The sequence below is a fragment of the Paenibacillus sp. CH40 genome (assembly GCF_024213605.1).
GTDB lineage: Bacteria > Bacillota > Bacilli > Paenibacillales > Paenibacillaceae > Paenibacillus > Paenibacillus polymyxa_B.
Map to the genome: position 1 here is coordinate 1,295,351 of NZ_JANAVQ010000001.1, position 15,797 is coordinate 1,311,147.

13 protein-coding genes and 1 pseudogene are annotated in these 15,797 nt (G+C 45.3%); 11 read left to right on the forward strand and 3 right to left on the reverse strand.

Features of this window, described 5'->3' with window-relative positions; all coding sequences use genetic code 11:
- The first annotated feature begins 16 nt into the window (after nucleotides 1–16).
- The 9 genes from NLX73_RS05745 (at nucleotide 17) to NLX73_RS05785 (ending at nucleotide 9,601) form a co-directional block, all read left to right on the forward strand.
- The gene (locus NLX73_RS05745; RefSeq protein ID WP_185156279.1) at nucleotides 17–1,072 is read left to right on the forward strand and encodes a LacI family DNA-binding transcriptional regulator; all 1,056 of its coding nucleotides are present in this window, start codon (nucleotides 17–19) and stop codon (nucleotides 1,070–1,072) included.
- A gap of 52 nt (nucleotides 1,073–1,124) precedes the next feature.
- Nucleotides 1,125–2,297 (forward strand): Gfo/Idh/MocA family protein, encoded by a 1,173-nt coding sequence (locus tag NLX73_RS05750; RefSeq protein WP_254325581.1) that lies wholly within the window; start codon nucleotides 1,125–1,127, stop codon nucleotides 2,295–2,297.
- 36 nt (nucleotides 2,298–2,333) lie between these two features.
- Nucleotides 2,334–3,062 (forward strand): ThuA domain-containing protein, encoded by a 729-nt coding sequence (locus NLX73_RS05755; RefSeq protein WP_254325582.1) that lies wholly within the window; start codon nucleotides 2,334–2,336, stop codon nucleotides 3,060–3,062.
- 49 nt (nucleotides 3,063–3,111) lie between these two features.
- On the forward strand, nucleotides 3,112–4,218 hold the full coding sequence (locus NLX73_RS05760; protein WP_254325583.1) for a Gfo/Idh/MocA family protein: 1,107 nt from the start codon (nucleotides 3,112–3,114) through the stop codon (nucleotides 4,216–4,218).
- A gap of 299 nt (nucleotides 4,219–4,517) precedes the next feature.
- On the forward strand, nucleotides 4,518–5,555 hold the full coding sequence (locus NLX73_RS05765) for an aldo/keto reductase (RefSeq protein ID WP_254325584.1): 1,038 nt from the start codon (nucleotides 4,518–4,520) through the stop codon (nucleotides 5,553–5,555).
- 101 nt (nucleotides 5,556–5,656) lie between these two features.
- Nucleotides 5,657–6,229 (forward strand): TetR/AcrR family transcriptional regulator, encoded by a 573-nt coding sequence (locus NLX73_RS05770; protein ID WP_165176836.1) that lies wholly within the window; start codon nucleotides 5,657–5,659, stop codon nucleotides 6,227–6,229.
- Between the two features lie 308 nt (nucleotides 6,230–6,537).
- Nucleotides 6,538–7,290: an SDR family NAD(P)-dependent oxidoreductase gene (locus NLX73_RS05775; RefSeq protein ID WP_250261280.1), complete on the forward strand. Its 753-nt coding sequence runs from the start codon at nucleotides 6,538–6,540 to the stop codon at nucleotides 7,288–7,290.
- Between the two features lie 47 nt (nucleotides 7,291–7,337).
- Nucleotides 7,338–8,423: an alkene reductase gene (locus tag NLX73_RS05780; RefSeq protein WP_254325585.1), complete on the forward strand. Its 1,086-nt coding sequence runs from the start codon at nucleotides 7,338–7,340 to the stop codon at nucleotides 8,421–8,423.
- A gap of 179 nt (nucleotides 8,424–8,602) precedes the next feature.
- Nucleotides 8,603–9,601: an NADP-dependent oxidoreductase gene (locus NLX73_RS05785; RefSeq protein WP_165176832.1), complete on the forward strand. Its 999-nt coding sequence runs from the start codon at nucleotides 8,603–8,605 to the stop codon at nucleotides 9,599–9,601.
- 253 nt (nucleotides 9,602–9,854) lie between these two features.
- Here the strand turns inward: NLX73_RS05785 and NLX73_RS05790 are convergent, their stop codons facing one another.
- A complete protein-coding gene (locus NLX73_RS05790; protein ID WP_254325586.1) occupies nucleotides 9,855–11,462 on the reverse strand; it encodes a mannitol dehydrogenase family protein in 1,608 nt (535 codons plus the stop codon).
- Complete coding sequence (gene uxuA / locus NLX73_RS05795) at nucleotides 11,463–12,539, reverse strand: mannonate dehydratase (protein WP_254325587.1); 1,077 nt, start codon at nucleotides 12,537–12,539, stop codon at nucleotides 11,463–11,465.
- 162 nt (nucleotides 12,540–12,701) lie between these two features.
- On the opposite strand from uxuA, the gene NLX73_RS05800 reads away from it, so the two are divergent.
- Together NLX73_RS05800 and NLX73_RS05805 are read left to right on the forward strand one after the other, a co-directional pair.
- Complete coding sequence (locus NLX73_RS05800) at nucleotides 12,702–13,355, forward strand: GntR family transcriptional regulator (protein ID WP_165176826.1); 654 nt, start codon at nucleotides 12,702–12,704, stop codon at nucleotides 13,353–13,355.
- Between the two features lie 613 nt (nucleotides 13,356–13,968).
- Nucleotides 13,969–14,340 (forward strand): hypothetical protein, encoded by a 372-nt coding sequence (locus tag NLX73_RS05805; protein ID WP_254325588.1) that lies wholly within the window; start codon nucleotides 13,969–13,971, stop codon nucleotides 14,338–14,340.
- 266 nt (nucleotides 14,341–14,606) lie between these two features.
- Here the strand turns inward: NLX73_RS05805 and NLX73_RS05810 are convergent.
- A pseudogene (locus NLX73_RS05810) lies at nucleotides 14,607–15,720 on the reverse strand (IS110 family RNA-guided transposase).
- Nucleotides 15,721–15,797 lie beyond the last annotated feature (77 nt).

The window sequence follows — 15,797 nt, forward strand, 5'->3', positions numbered from 1 at the left end:
GCGTACATAAAATGATTTGGAGGTGGGTAATATCGTTTCGCGCAAGGAAGTAGCAGAACTTTCCGGCGTGTCTGAAGCGACGGTATCTCGGGTCTTGAATGCAGTAGGTCCTATCAAAGAGGATACGCGGAGAAGGGTTCTGGACGCAGCTAATCAGCTTGGATATGTACCCAGTGCGCTGGCTCGTAACTTTGCCCGAAGTAAGAGTGGCCATCTTGGTGTAGTTATGCCTTATGTCCCGAAGGCGCACCTGTTCTCAGCCTATTTTTTCTCTGAGATGCTGAGCGGTATCGGAAACAAGGCCAGAGACAGCGGGCTCGATCTGCTTCTATTGTTCCGAAAGCCGGGGGAACGTATTGATTACAGTAGTCTTTTCCGCCAGCAAAGAATCGATACCTGTATCATCCTTGGAGCCAGGGATGACCACGATGAGGAGGAAGCTCTAAAGAGACTTCAGGAAGAAGGACGTCCGTTCTGCGTCATGAATCACCATTTTGAAGGGCAATCGTTCTGTGAAGTGGATGCAGACCATGTAGAAGGCAGCCGGGCGGCTGTAAGTCACCTCATCGAGCAGGGATACAAGCGGATTGCCTTTCTCAACGGCCCGGACATCTATTCCAACAGTACTGAGCGATTGAAGGGTTACCGTACCGCGCTTCAGGAGGCCGGTATTGAATATGACCACGATCTGCTTCTGGAAGGTAATTACAGCCGTCGAAGCGGGCTCGAAGCCTCAGCTATAATCGCAGACAAATTGAATGATATTGATGCTGTATTTGCGGCGAACGACCGGATGGCCCTCGGGGTAATGCAGGGTCTCCGTGAGCGCGGACTGGCAGCTGACCGGTTTCCGGCGTTTGTAGGCTATGACGATTCGGATGCGGCTGAGATGGCTGTTCCGCCGCTAAGCAGTGTCCGCGTACCTTTTTATGAGATGGGGGAGCTTGCAGCCTCGAAGCTTATACCCGATTCTCTGAATCTTATTCCAGCCTTGGAACTAACCGGGCGCGACTCGATAAGAGAACTCCTGTCCACAGAGCTGATTATCAGGGCGTCATCCATTCGTCCATAACACCATTCGTCAAAAATTCGTTGAAACTCAGACCCATAAGGAGGATCACGACATGTCTAATCGTCTTCGTATCGGAATGGTTGGCTACAAATTTATGGGCAAGGCTCACAGCAACGCTTACCGTAGTCTACCCATGTTCTTCCCAGATGCCCCGCTGCAGCCAGAGATGTCTGTTATCTGTGGACGCAACGAGCAGGGGGTTCAGGCAGCTGCCCGCCAGTACGGCTGGACCGAAAGTGTTACGGATTGGCGTGATCTAGTGAAACGTAACGATATTGACCTCATTGACATTAACGCCCCGAGTAATGCCCATAAGGAAATTGTCGTTGAGGCAGCTCTTCATGGCAAGCATCTATTCTGTGAGAAGCCACTTGCGCTCTCGCTGGCGGATTCACGTGACATGCTGCAGGTAGCAGAGGAAGCAGGGGTCAGACATATGGTAGGCTTCAACTACCGTTTTTCTCCGGCTGTCCAGCTGGCTAAGCAGCTAGTCGAGAGCGGACGCCTAGGCAAAATTTATCATTTCCGTGCCTTCTTCCTTCAAGACTGGATCATGGACCCGTCCTTCCCCCTGGTATGGCGGCTGCAAAAAGAAGTGGCCGGTTCTGGCTCTCATGGTGATCTTAGCGCCCATCTGATTGATCTCGCTCGCTTCTTGGTCGGCGAGTTCCATGAAGTGATCGGCATGAGCGAGACATTCATCAAACAGCGCCCGTTGGCTTTGGAGATGAGCGGGTTGAGCTCCAAAAGGAGTACTGAAGCAAATGCTCCGATGGGAGAAGTGACAGTCGATGATGCCACGTTGTTCCTGGCACGCTTCGCCGGAGGTGCGCTGGGCAGCTTCGAGGCCACACGTTTTGCTGCCGGACATCGGAGCACAAATTCATTCGAGATCAACGGTAGCCTAGGCAGTGTGCGGTTTGACTTTGAACGAATGAACGAACTGGAAGTGTATTTCACACAGGATGAGGAGGACGTTCAGGGCTTTCGCCGCGTACTCGCCACCGATCCGGCACACAAGTACTCCGAAGCCTGGTGGCCTCCAGGACATACGATTGGATTCGAACATACCTTCACCCATGAGATGCTTGAGATGTTGAGTGCCATCTCTGAAGGACGGCAACCGTCGCCGAACTTCCACGACGGTGTTGCTTGTCAGGCTGTGCTTGAAGCGATAGAACGATCCATAGAGGAACGCCGCTGGGTATCCATTGAAGAAATGTAGTATAACAATACATTCCGAAAGGTGAGTGGATTACAGATGCGCAAGGCACTGATTGTATGGGGTGGATGGAACGGACATGAGCCGGAGCAGGTCGCGGCCATTTTTGAACGCATTTTGAAGGAAGAGCAGTTCGAGGTGGAAGTGTCTAATACCCTGGAAGCCTACCAGGATGCTGAGAAACTGCTTGACTTGGACCTGATCGTTCCAATGTGGACCATGGGACAGATTGAGCAGGAACTGGTCAATAATGTCTCAGCTGCGGTTCAAAGCGGCGTAGGTCTCACAGGCTGCCATGGCGGCATGTGTGATGCCTTCCGGAACAACGTGGACTGGCAGTTTATGACAGGCGGGCAATGGGTTGCGCATCCCGGCAATGACGGCGTAGAGTACATGGTGAATATGAAGCGCGGCTCCAGCCCACTTCTAGACCATATTGAGGATTTTCAGGTCAAAAGCGAGCAGTATTACCTCCACGTAGACCCGGCAGTTGAAGTGCTGGCAACCACACGCTTTCCGATCGTACCAGGCCCTCATTCAGCCAATGGGCCAGTGGATATGCCCGTTGTATGGACGAAGCGCTGGGGGAACGGCCGCGTCTTCTACAATTCGCTGGGCCATCACGCAGATATCATAGATATGCCTCAAGTGACCGAGATGATGCGCAGCGGGTTTCTGTGGGCAGCAGCAGGCAAACAGGCGGTGGCCACCCGGGGCAACTCTCTGGCAGAAGCTTATACAGGCATGACAGACAACCAACAGCGGTAATAAAAGAATGCCATTATCCATTTTTTCTGAAGAAGAAGGGAGTCTAGGCATGAACAAAATGAAAGTAGGCATTATCGGATGTGGTAAAATTAGCGGAATTTACATGGAAAATTGCCATCGTTTCGACATTCTGGAGCTGTACGCAGTAGCGGATCTGGACCAAGGTCGGGCAGAGGAGCAGGCGGTAGCGTTCAACGTTCCGCATGTATATTCGGTAGATGAGATTTTGGCTGATCCGGAGATCGAACTCATCATTAATTTGACCATTCCGGGCGTTCACGCCGACGTATGTCTCAGAGCTCTTGAGGCAGGCAAGCATGTCTATGTGGAGAAGCCACTTGCCGTCACCCGTGAGCAGGGGCAGGCTGTCTTGGATCTTGCTCATCAAAAGGGACTGCTTGTCGGCTGCGCACCAGAGACCTTCTTCGGTTCCGGTATACAGACATCATTGAAGCTGATTGAAGACGGAGTCATTGGGAGTCCGGTAGCCGCTACGGCTTTCATGATGAGCCGTGGACATGAACATTGGCATCCTGATCCTGAATTTTATTATGCAGTCGGTGGCGGTCCAATGTTTGATATGGGCCCTTATTATTTGACGGCTCTGGTGCAATTGCTGGGTCCGATTGCTGCCATTTCGGGCATGACAGGCAAGGCGCTGGATCAGCGAACGATTACGAGCGAGAAAAAGAGAGGTCAGACCATCCCGGTCGATATACCGACCCATGTGGCCGGATTACTGCGCTTCAAGCAGGGGGCTGTCGGCACGCTCATTACCAGCTTTGACATCTTTGGTGGAAGCACTCTGCCACCGATCGAGGTATACGGCACTCAGGGCACGCTACAAGTGCCTGACCCGAACACGTTCGGAGGGCCAGTTCGCTACAGACTGCTGGGCGAGCAAGAATGGACAGAGGTACCGCTGTTGTCGGGCTACCAGGAAAACACACGGGGCATCGGTGTTGCCGATATGGCCTACGCTATCCGCAGCGGACGGCCTCACCGCGCCAGTGGTGAATTGGCTTATCATGTGCTGGAGGCGATGTGGGCGTTCCACGATTCCTCCGATCAGCAAACCTTCTATCCAATGCAGAGCACATGTCTGCGCCCGGCGGCTTTACCGGAAAACCTGCCCTTGTATACGTTAGATGCGTAAACTAATGTAAATTTTACATCCCGCTTTGAATGTTCATTTCTATTGAAAAGAAGACTTCAGCTCCGTTTTGACCGCGGCTTTGGAGTCTTCTTAGTTCATTTTCAGGAAGGATCTTAATTTCGGGCATAAAATCATTCTTTACCGATCATTCTAAATATGTTATATTGTTGGCGTAGGAGGAATACACGGATAAGAAGCCAAGAGTTATGAGGAGTGGTGTGAGATCTTGCCGTGGACTCTTCTACAAATATTAGAACGATCATTCTAATTATAGCAGATGGAGAAGGGATGGATTGAACATGGAATATCGTGTATTAGGAAATACAGGCCTTAAAATAAGCAGATTTGTATTAGGTACAGGTACTTTTGGTTTTTGGGGCAACAATACGGAGAAAGAAGCTGCAGTCATGTTAGATGAGGCTTTGGCTGGAGGCATTAATCTGATCGATACAGCGGATGTCTATTCAAGTGGTCAATCCGAAGAAATTCTGGGTCACATCCTAAAAGGACGCAGACAGGATGTTATTCTGGCCACGAAAGGCGGAATGCCCATGGGCAGTGGGCTTAATCAATCCGGTAACTCAAAATATTGGATTAAGCGTGCAGTAGAGGGAAGCTTGAGAAGGTTGCAAACGGACTATATCGATTTGTATCAACTACATCAGCCAGATCTCCATACTGACATTGAAGAGAGTCTTGACGCACTTACGGACCTGGTTCGTGAAGGGAAGATTCGCTATATTGGTACATCCAATTTTCAGGCATGGCAAGTGACCGAAGCACAATGGACTAGCGAACGCAAAAATACCGCACGCTTTGTATCCGAGCAAGCCCCGTATTCCATATTGAATCGAAGCATCGAATTCGATTTGCTTGCTGCAACCGCTAAATACGGAATGGGCGTAATGGTTTGGAGCCCACTTTCGGGTGGTCTACTAACGGGAAAATACCGCTCGGGAGAAGCTGTTGCCCCAGATTCAAGAGCAGCAAGTTCTCTAGGGAAACTTTCAACTGTTGTAGATCCGAATCGAGAAGAAAATCGCATCAAGTTGGAAGCCGTTGCTAAGCTCCAAACCCTTGCAAATGAAGCAGGATTAACTTTGCCACATCTTGCCATGGCATTTACACAAGCTCATTCGTCAGTTACTTCTGCTATAGTGGGGGCAAGAACAATTGAGCAACTTCGTGAAACGTTAAAAGGCAGCGACATCCAATTAAGCACTGATATCCTGGATGCGATAGATGCTATCGTTCCGCCAGGAGTAACCCTGGATGCCCTGGAAAAAGGATGGACGCCTGATTGGTTACAAGCAGACAAACGAAGAATTCTGGGTTAAATATATAAGACAGACCTCATAGCTGTAATGTATTCACATATTTTAAATCTAGTTTGCCGATCCTTCACTACATTGTATAATGATTATTCGAGGTGATGACGATGGCAAGATCAAAAGAATTTGAAGTTAATGAAGTATTAGATAAAGCGATACACCTGTTTTGGGCACAAGGATATGAGAAAACTTCAATGCAAGATTTGGTTGAGTTTATGGGCATTCACCGAAGAAGTATCTATGATACCTTTGGGGATAAGCATGCCTTATTTATGAAAGCTCTCGAACGATATGAAACGAAGCAGACCAGCAAAATGAGGTTTCTGATTGAAAAACAAAAACCGATCAAAGAATTAATTCGGGAGTTGTTTGAGGCGACAGTAAGAAATGAAGGAGAACCTCTAGGGTGTTTTCTCGTGAATTCAGGCGTGGAACTCGGCGTGTTGGATCCTGAAGTTGCATCCTTAGTTGATGAGAGTTATTCGCGAACTGAGGAACTCTTGACTAACCTTGTTCTGAAGGGTCAACAATCGGGTGAGTTCAAGGCTGACTTGGATCCTGTAGTTATTTCTCATTATTTAATGAATGCGTGGTTAGGGCTACGTACGTTGGTTAAGACAACAACGGATCAGCAAAAATTAAAGAATATTATTGATATGACACTGACCGCTTTAGATTAAAAGTGGAATTACAGCATGACAGGCAAAAGGAGTCACCTAAATAGAGGACTGTTTGTTTCCGTGATACAAGTTTTTTCTTGTCCCTCTAATGAAAGAAAGAACTTGTATCTTATGCCTCATACAAGTCAAGGAATACCGCTCCAAAATTAAAATTTTAGTCATAAAAAAATTCTTTACTGTTCGTTCTAAAATTGATATGCTAATAGCAAGTTAGATCTAACTTTTTTTACCCTAATAAGAATGATCGTTCTAAAATCATCTTTAAAACTCATTTACACTAATCTGCATGTTATGAAGGAGAGAATATTATGAAGTATACAGTTATTACAGGAGCAAGTTCAGGGATTGGATATGAAACGGCATTGGCGTTTGCTGCACGTGGCAAAAACTTAATCTTGGTAGCTAGAAGATTGGATAAATTAGAAGAACTCAAATCAGCAATTCTGGATATGGATCCTACTATAAATGTTATTGTTCGTACAAGTGACCTATCTGTTACAGACCAGGCCTACACACTATATAACAATTTAAAGGAATACCAAATTGAGACCTGGATTAACAATGCGGGGCTCGGTGAAGCTTCTTTTGTAGCAGAACAGAATTTAGATAAAGTTGAAACTATGCTACGTGTTAACATTGAAACCTTGACGATCCTTTCTACACTATATGTACGAGATTATGCTGATGTAGAAGGAACTCAGTTAATTAACGTCTCATCCGCACTCGGATATGCCATTGCTGTTGGGAGTGTTGCTTATTCTGCATCTAAATATTACGTTAGTGCCTTCACAGAAGGCCTTGCAAAAGAACTAGAAATGAAAGGTGCAAAACTAAAAGCAAAGGTTTTAGCACCATCTATAACGGAAACGGAATTCGTGAAGAAATCATTAGATACTGAAGAATTTGATTACAAAGCAAACATGCCTAAGTACCACACTGCCAAACAAATGGCGGGCTTCATGGTGGATCTTTATGATAACAACGAAGTGGTAGGTATTGTAGACCAGAACTATGATTTCAACCTGAGAGGCCAAATCTATCCAATCATTTCAGAATTTTAAATTCAATTCATATATCTTTGAATACATTAAAAGAGGAGAGTATCCGAGTGAAAAAGTTGTGGAGTAAAACAAACATTGGAACAATGGAATTACCTCATCGTTTAGCCATGGCACCAATGACACGTAGTAGATCGCAAGAAGATGGTACACCGGGAGAGCTAACTTCCCTTTATTATGCTCAGCGTGCATCAATGGGACTCATTATTACGGAGGGTACACAACCTTCTGATGATGGTCAAGGGTACTTATGGACACCTGGGATTTATACGGATAAACATATTGAAGGATGGAAAAAGGTGACCGATGCAGTGCACGAAGCAGGTGGATATATGTATATCCAGTTAATGCATGCTGGTCGCATGTCGCACCCTGATAATACACCACATCATCGCCAACCTGTTGCGCCATCTGCAATCGCGCCCGGTGTAGAAATGTTTACTGCTAAAGGTATGCAGGACATCCCCGTCCCTCGTGAGTTAAGTAAAAAGGACATACAAACTACCATTGCGGATTTCCGCAAAGCAGCAGCAGCGGCTATCAAAGCAGGCGCGGATGGCGTTGAAATTCATGGAGCCAATGGTTATCTGATTAATCAATTTATCGGAGAAAACTCGAATATACGGACAGACGAATATGGGGGATCTATAGAAAATCGTGCTCGCTTCGCGATTGAAGTAACGAAAGCCATCGTCGAAGAAATTGGAGCTGATAGAACAGGCTTCCGTATTTCGCCAGGGACACCTCTTGGTGGGATTCAGGATGGTGAACAAGACCCTGAACTTTATCGCTACCTTGTAACGGAATTAGCTCAATTGGATTTAGCTTACCTTCATGTTATGCATCTTGGAAATGAAAAGCTGCTCCAAGACATTCGCTCAATCTGGACAAATCCATTGTTAGTCAATCGTGCTGGACGAGCTCTAGAAGATCTTAGCTTGGATATAGAAAGTGGCCTTGCTGATTTGGTGCCTGTTGGTGTATGGTCATTAGCCAATCCAGATTTAGTGGAACGACTTCAAAAAGGTGCGCAACTAAATGAAGCAGATCCGTCTACATTCTTTGGTTTGGGAAGTAAAGGTTACACGGATTATCCTACGATGGAAGAATTAGAATCGCAAGAGGGTCTACAATAACATAAAGGCCGAAACATGGCGTACAACTGAAAATTGTACGCCACGTTTTTAGTCTAAGATGTTCGATGTTTTCAAAAAAACATATTTAGTAAATAATGGTATAGCGAGCGGGTCAACCTAAAAACTCGATTGCGTTCATGGGTATGCTATCTCCAAATTAGCAAAGGAAGAGGATGAATATGAGAGCAGCACAAGTACAGAAATATTCAAAAATAATCCATGTGGAATTAAATGATGTAAACATACCACAGATCAATAGCCATGAGGTACTTGTCAAAGTAAAAGCTGCAGGTGTAAATCCACTGGACATTCTTAATCTGAATGGCAGTGTTCGGATGATTGCCGACTATAAGTTGCCATTAACTTTAGGGAATGAACTATCTGGGGTTATTGAAGCTGTTGGTGATGATGTTTTGAATTTTAAGGTTGGTGACCCTGTTTATACAAGGTTGCCGCTTAATAAAATCGGTGCTTTTGCTGAGTATGCGGCCGTAAATGAAGATGCTTTATCCATCATGCCTGAAAATCTATCTTTTATTGAAGCAGCTGCTGTACCCCTTACTGCCTTGACTGCTTATCAAGCATTGCACGATGTACTCCATGTCCAGCCGAATAAAAAGCTATTCATTCCTGGAGGAACCGGAGGATTTGGCGCTATGGCAATCCCTATTGCCAAATCACTGGGATTATTTGTTATTACAAGTGGAAGTGAAAGAGGCAGATCACGTATACTGTCGATCGGGGCTGATCAATTCATAAATTATAAGGCAGAGAATTATGCTAACATACTGTCCGATATCGATTATGTGATCGACACCTTGGGTACCAAAGAGATCAAAGCTGAACTGGGTATTTTAAAACCACAAGGGAAATTGGTATCATTGAAAGCCGGACCTAATTATCGCTTTGCGGTTGACAATCATTTTCCAATGTGGAAAAAAGCATTGTTTGGTCTAGTGGGTGCTCGCTTAGATTCTTTAGCACGTAAGAATCAAAATGAATATCACTTTTTATTTGTGCAAGCCAATGGAAGTCAATTACAAGAAATCACTAAACTTGTTGAAAAAGAAAATATCAAGCCCTCTATAGATTCAATTTATACGTTTGATGACATTAACAAAGCGTTGATTAAAGTGTCAACGGGCCACTCCCAAGGCAAAGTGATTGTGACCTTCTAAGTAATATTACATTTTTTTATGATACTAGAATGTTCATTCTACTATTTGCTTCTAAAACGTGCATTCTAGCGAGTTGAAAAACGGTATTCGCGGGTGAAGCAACCCGGGATTTGATATTACTTTGCGAACCCAAAAAAGGGGAGAAGAACAGATGATTAGTCATGTTGAATTTGATTATTTAAAGAATTGGTTCTCATTAATGCAATCCCCCTGACTAAAGTTTCTGGCAGGGGGGATTGCATTAATGTAAGTTCTAGTTCACATACTTCTCTATCGTGCTTCGGACTGCTCCGGGACCTGCCAGCATTTCATAAAACATGGCTTCAATCTTGTCACCCAAGCCAATTTCATATAATCGGACACCGAACAGTTTGTCATCCTCGAGGAGGCAGCGAACCTCGGAGGTCTGATCGCCCAGCTTCGTATTCTGCAAATATCCCTGCAACGTATCCAGTAACGGGTCCGGACTGAGTGTGAAGGGTTCTCCTTGATCATCCACTCCCAGCAAATAGCGACACCAGATCGCAATGGTCAAGGGGATAGCAGTCAAGTTCGTAGGATCAAGCCCTGCTGTGCTAGCATAAGACTTTATGGTTTCCCCAAAACGGATGCTCATCTTTTGAGACGTATCTGTTGCAATCCGCTGTGGCGTATCCGGAATATAGGGATTGGCGAAGCGTTCCTGCAATACCTCGTCAATAAATGGTTTCGGTTGGATAATTCCGGGATCAATTACAACAGGTAAGCCTTCCTTGTAGCCGATGGTTTCCACCAGACGACGTAATGTCTGATCCTTCATTTCATCTGCGATGAGCTCGTACCCAAGCAGACACCCAGCGAGGGCCAGCGCTGTATGCAGCGGATTGAGACAGGTAGTGACTTTCATCTTCTCCACTTTGTCCACCGTATCCCGATTCGTGAAGATGATGCCAGCTTCCTCCAGTGCAGGTCTCCCGTTCGTAAACTTGTCTTCAATGACCAAATACTCGCTAACCTCAGCATTGACAAAGGGAGCCGTATACGTATGCCTGGAGGTAACGATCATCTCCATGTCAGCTAACCCCAGCTTCCGAAGAGCAGACTGTACTTGCAAGGAAGGGCGGGGGGTGATTTTGTCAATCATGGTTAGGGGGAAGGTTATTTTCTCCTCATTCTGCAGATAGTCTGCAAATCCTTCCTTTACCAGGCCTCTGCGAGCCCACTCCTTGGCGATGGCAATCATACTATCCTTTAACAGATCACCGTTATGGGAGCAATTATCCATGCTCACAAAGGTCATTGGATGCCGCCCTCTCAGATAACGCCGATAGGCAAGCGAAGTAGCCAGGCTCATCACATGCATCGGCTGTTCAGGACCATTCGTCAAATCCCTCTGCACAACAGCCAGATACTTGCTGTCGGGCCCGGTCAGGGCGTATCCTTTTTCCGTGACAGTAAAGCTGGCCATCTGCAGGGACGGATTCTCAAATATTTCAATCAGACGGAGGTAGTCGTCTGGACGATTTTGCTCTGCTGCGAGTCCCTCAACAATGCTTGCGACCACGCTCTTGTGAAATCTTCCGTCTGCACTCATCAACACCAGTAAGGTTAGATTGTCGTAAGGCTTATAAGCTTTGTCGATCATTTCAAAATCAAAGGCTTCGGCCGCAATAATACCTGTATCCGCTTTCAAGTTATTCAGCAGTTGTTGCTGCGCATTGGCTATCAACCCACGAAAAATATTGCCTGCGCCGAAATGCACCCATTGCGGTCTAACTCGGGTGTTATTGGCTACAAGCTCCAGATCATATTTCGGCAGTTCAATGCCTGCTGCTCGCCAGGCCGCTTTGTCTGAAAGGCCTTTCCGGTCAAGTTGGAGCATTTATTTCACTCCTTTGCCTTGAGAGAGACTATCCCAGACACCAAGCAAGTACATAACCCCCAGTGCACGGTCATACAAACCGTAGCCAGGTCGACAATTCTTTTCTTCCCCCCATAGATGTCTGCCGTGATCCGGGCGTACATATCCCTGATAGCCGTTCTCGTGATAAGCTCTAACTACTTCCGGTACATCGACGCTTCCGTCCTTCCCGCGGTGTGACACTTCAATAAAGTCGCCATTCTCAAACACCTTGACATTACGAATATGCGCAAAATGAATACGATCATGAAACTCTCGAATCATGGTTGGCAAATCATTCTCAGGATTGCTCCCCAGTGAGCCTGTGCAGAAGGTCAGACCATTATATGGGCTGTTCACTGCATCTAGGATGCGGTGGATGGTCTCACGACTACGGACAATTCTCGGCAATCCGAAGATGGGCCATGCCGGATCATCAGGATGAATGGCCATCTTGATGTCAACCTCCTCGCAGACCGGGATGATGCGCTCAAGAAAATACTTCAGGTTGTCAAACAACTTGTCTTCTGTGACATCCGCATAAGCAGCAAAAAGTTCATCCAGTCTCGCCAACCGTTCCGGTTCCCAGCCAGGCATGGTGAACTTCCCAGCTCCCTTGAGAATCCGATCCACCATTTGGCGGGGATCATCGGTAATGGCAGCCTTTTCATAAAAGAGGGCATTGGACCCGTCAGGCAGTTCCTTGTATAGCTCTGTTCTGGTCCAGTCAAAGATAGGCATAAAGTTATAGCAAATCACCTTAACTCCCACTTTGGCTAATTTTCGAATGGTGTCGATATAAATGTCAATATATTGATCGCGGGATGGTAGGCCGATTTTGATATCATCGTGGACATTTACACTTTCTACGACCGCCGTACTAAAGCCCTTGCTCGTAATCTGATCAGCTACCTCCTGAATTCGCTCCATTTCCCATACTTCACCGGCTACCTTATCATGTAAAGACCAGACAATGCCCATAACTCCCGGAATTTGCCGGATATGATCCAGTGTAATATTGTCGTTGCCTTCCCCATACCATCTCCAGGTCATATTCATAACGATACCTCCCTGATTATATTCCATCTGTCTTGTATACAAGATTGAGTTGATCATAAATTATAGGGTTTGTTCTTGTCAATGATAATCTCAGAGGAGTCCGTCACCTCAAAATGCTTTATAATAAGTCTACTAGATTTATAAAGTGAAGGTAGGAATGATATGTTTACAAAAGAAGAAATCATGCAACTGTTGAAAAAAGATATTTTGTCACTGACCTTAAAGCCGGGTACTCTTCTCAGCGAGACGACTTTGTCAGAACGCTTCCAGCTGTCCAGAACTCCGCTACGCGATGTATTGAAGTGGCTTGCGCTTGAGTCCTACATTGATATTTATCCCAAGAAGGGGAACATTGTGTCCTATATTGATCTGGAGTCCGTTGAACAAATTATTTACTTAAGAAGCGCATTGGAAAAGGAGATTATGAAGGAGCTTTCTTCGCAAATTGCATTAAGCGATGTACAGAAGCTGAGCGATATTCTGGACAGACAGAGAGCTGTGATTGAAGAAGATCATGCTACGGATCAATTTCTCAGTTTGGATGATCAGTTCCACCAAACCATGTTCCAATTGGTGGGGCGGGGATTTCTTTGGCAGCTCATTCAGCAGTCGAATGTTCACTATATCAGATATCGCAAGCTGCATATGCTGGAAACAGGGAAGCTGATAGGCATCTGGCATGAGCACCAAGCTATGCTTGAATACATGCTGAATAAGGAAACAACTAAAATGGATGATCTGGTTCATCATCATCTCAGAGAGGATATCCATTCGCTCGATTTTCTTCGGAAGTTCGCTGATTATATCAAGAAATAAGGCAGCTAGCTCAAATTAACATCTATGAATATTAAAGAAGTGAGGAATTCATGGGGCTGTTCCACAAGTTGGATATGTCGGTGAAAGAGCGGGTAAGAAATGCGAGACTGCAGCAAAATTTATGGGCGGAAACGTGCTGGCTGTGTCATTCCGTTTTTGCTCGTGAGTATTGTTATATACCCTCAGGCGGGGTCAAACTGGAGGAATCATCATAGGAGTTTTCGTCCTTGTATACATGATAGGTGAAATCCTCCTTGAATACACTCTATGTATCATGAGCTATCCCGAACTTTTGACAGACTCGCAATTTAAATTCATAAAAAATCAATTGTACATGGAGATGTATAATGTTCCGGCTGTTTACCCAAATTCAATTTAATTTATTTGAGCGAGGGAGCATTATAAATAGTTTGGGGAGTAAAAGTTCTTAAGGCTTGATTCGTATAGAATGAAAGAGTAGTCGGGTATATTGTTTTACGCAACCGCTCACCGGGGAACTTCCTAAACTGCTGCATCAAAAGAAAAATTATTTACAATTTAAAAAATACTGAAATATTTCCATGATGTAAGTGAAAAATGCCAGACCGATTCTAGATTATAAGGGGGGAACGAAATGTGCAGATATGCAATGTACGGCCCATATAAAGATATATTTGCATGCTTTACCTGCAGGAAGGTATATAAGCAGCCATCAAGGTTTGAAATGTCGAAGGATGAATATGAACGGATTATCCATGTCTGTCCGCAATGCCAGGCATCCATGCATGACATGGGTCATGATTTTCAGGCCCCCAAGCAAACGGATATCAAGCAGTGGAAAAAGGTAGAGCTACTATATCAACAAGGATACGCTTACCACTCCTGCGGCTGCGGCGGCCCCGGGTACAGACCCTCTCGGCTGTCGAAGGTACCTGAATTTCTGGAGAACCAGCGAACGTTCGAGAATAAGGGAGAGGCGCTGCTGTACCGGCTTTTGCAAAGCTAGTTGACTCGGGCTAATTATTAACATGTGAGATGAAGTGTATTATAGAAACTTATATGTTTTCCCATTTTCCAAGTGCAAAGAAGAGCAGCCCGGAAAAAATATAAGAGGTTCACTATACGTGCTTCGTTCGCTGAACTATACCAGCTAATAGCTTGTCAACATTTCCAGCAAAACAATTTAGAAACCTTATGGTATAGTGAAAAATAAGCATGCCCAACAACCCTCCAATTCGAGTTGTATTGGAAGGTTATACCATTAACTTTTTGTTATGTCGGACGGAATGATTTCTTACTTTTTAAAATGGCATACAGCCAATGAACCAGCTTATTTGCACATGCCACTAGAGCAACTTTGTGAGGCTTTCCTTCGGCTCTTTTGCGGTCGTAAAAATCTTTAATCCGAGTGTTGCGAGAACGGATCAACCCACACTGCACGGCCATAACTAGGACATATCGAAGCTGCCGGGAACCGCGTTTGGTGATTCGATTTCGAGTTGCTGTGAACTTACCTGAAGCAAAAACACTGGGGTCAATGCCAGCAAACGCGACCAGTTTCTTTGGATGATCAAATCGGTCGACTTCTCCAATTTTCGATAAAATTGTTGCAGCAATTTTATGGCCAATACCGGGAATAGTCTGGATTAAATCATACTCTTCAATCTCTTTAGCCAGGGCATCTATGTTCTGTTCTAACTCAGCAAGATGCTCCTGGTACTGAAGAATACGGGCGATCAGGATCTTTAGATTAATCAAGTGGCTTGAGTACATCGTTTGCTGAAAGGGATTTTGTTTTGCTGCATCGAGCAATCGTTGGACTCGTTTGTTAATCCAATTTTCTGAACGACCTCGTTTTGAAGAAAGTAGAAGGCTGATCTTGGACACCTTTATATGCAGGGAAAACCTGATCCAAGACAGCTTGGAACTGCAGCTTTGTTTGCACACACATCTTTGAAAATGCCTCATATTACCGAGTCAGATAGCGCAGATTAAGCAGCTGCACACCCTTTTTTTTGTAAGGTTCGAATTCTTCCCTATAGTAAAGATCGCCCAAAAGATAAGCATCCGCGGCATCCGTTTTAACTTTCCGAAGATTGGATTTTCTAAGCCGATTTGAAATGAGCAGATGGATAACAATGAATAAATAGTGATGCTCCTCCAAGAACTGAACGACGGGGCTTTGGGAGTGCCCGGTTGCTTCGAGAATCAACGTAGGACGATATCCAGATACATACTCGACGTCTCGAATAGCTTGAAGCAATTTCTCAAGTCCTTCACACGTATGTTCGAAATGAAAGGTCCCTCTGTATGGTTTTCCACGATCTAAAAAGGCCTGTCCGTGGCTTTCTTCTTTAGAAATGTCTAGCCCAATAACGGGGTTCATCTGATCTATCCTTCATGTAAATTTACCGGGGATCTAAAGTCCCAACCAGCCTCAATCATGGTCATGACAAATAGGGG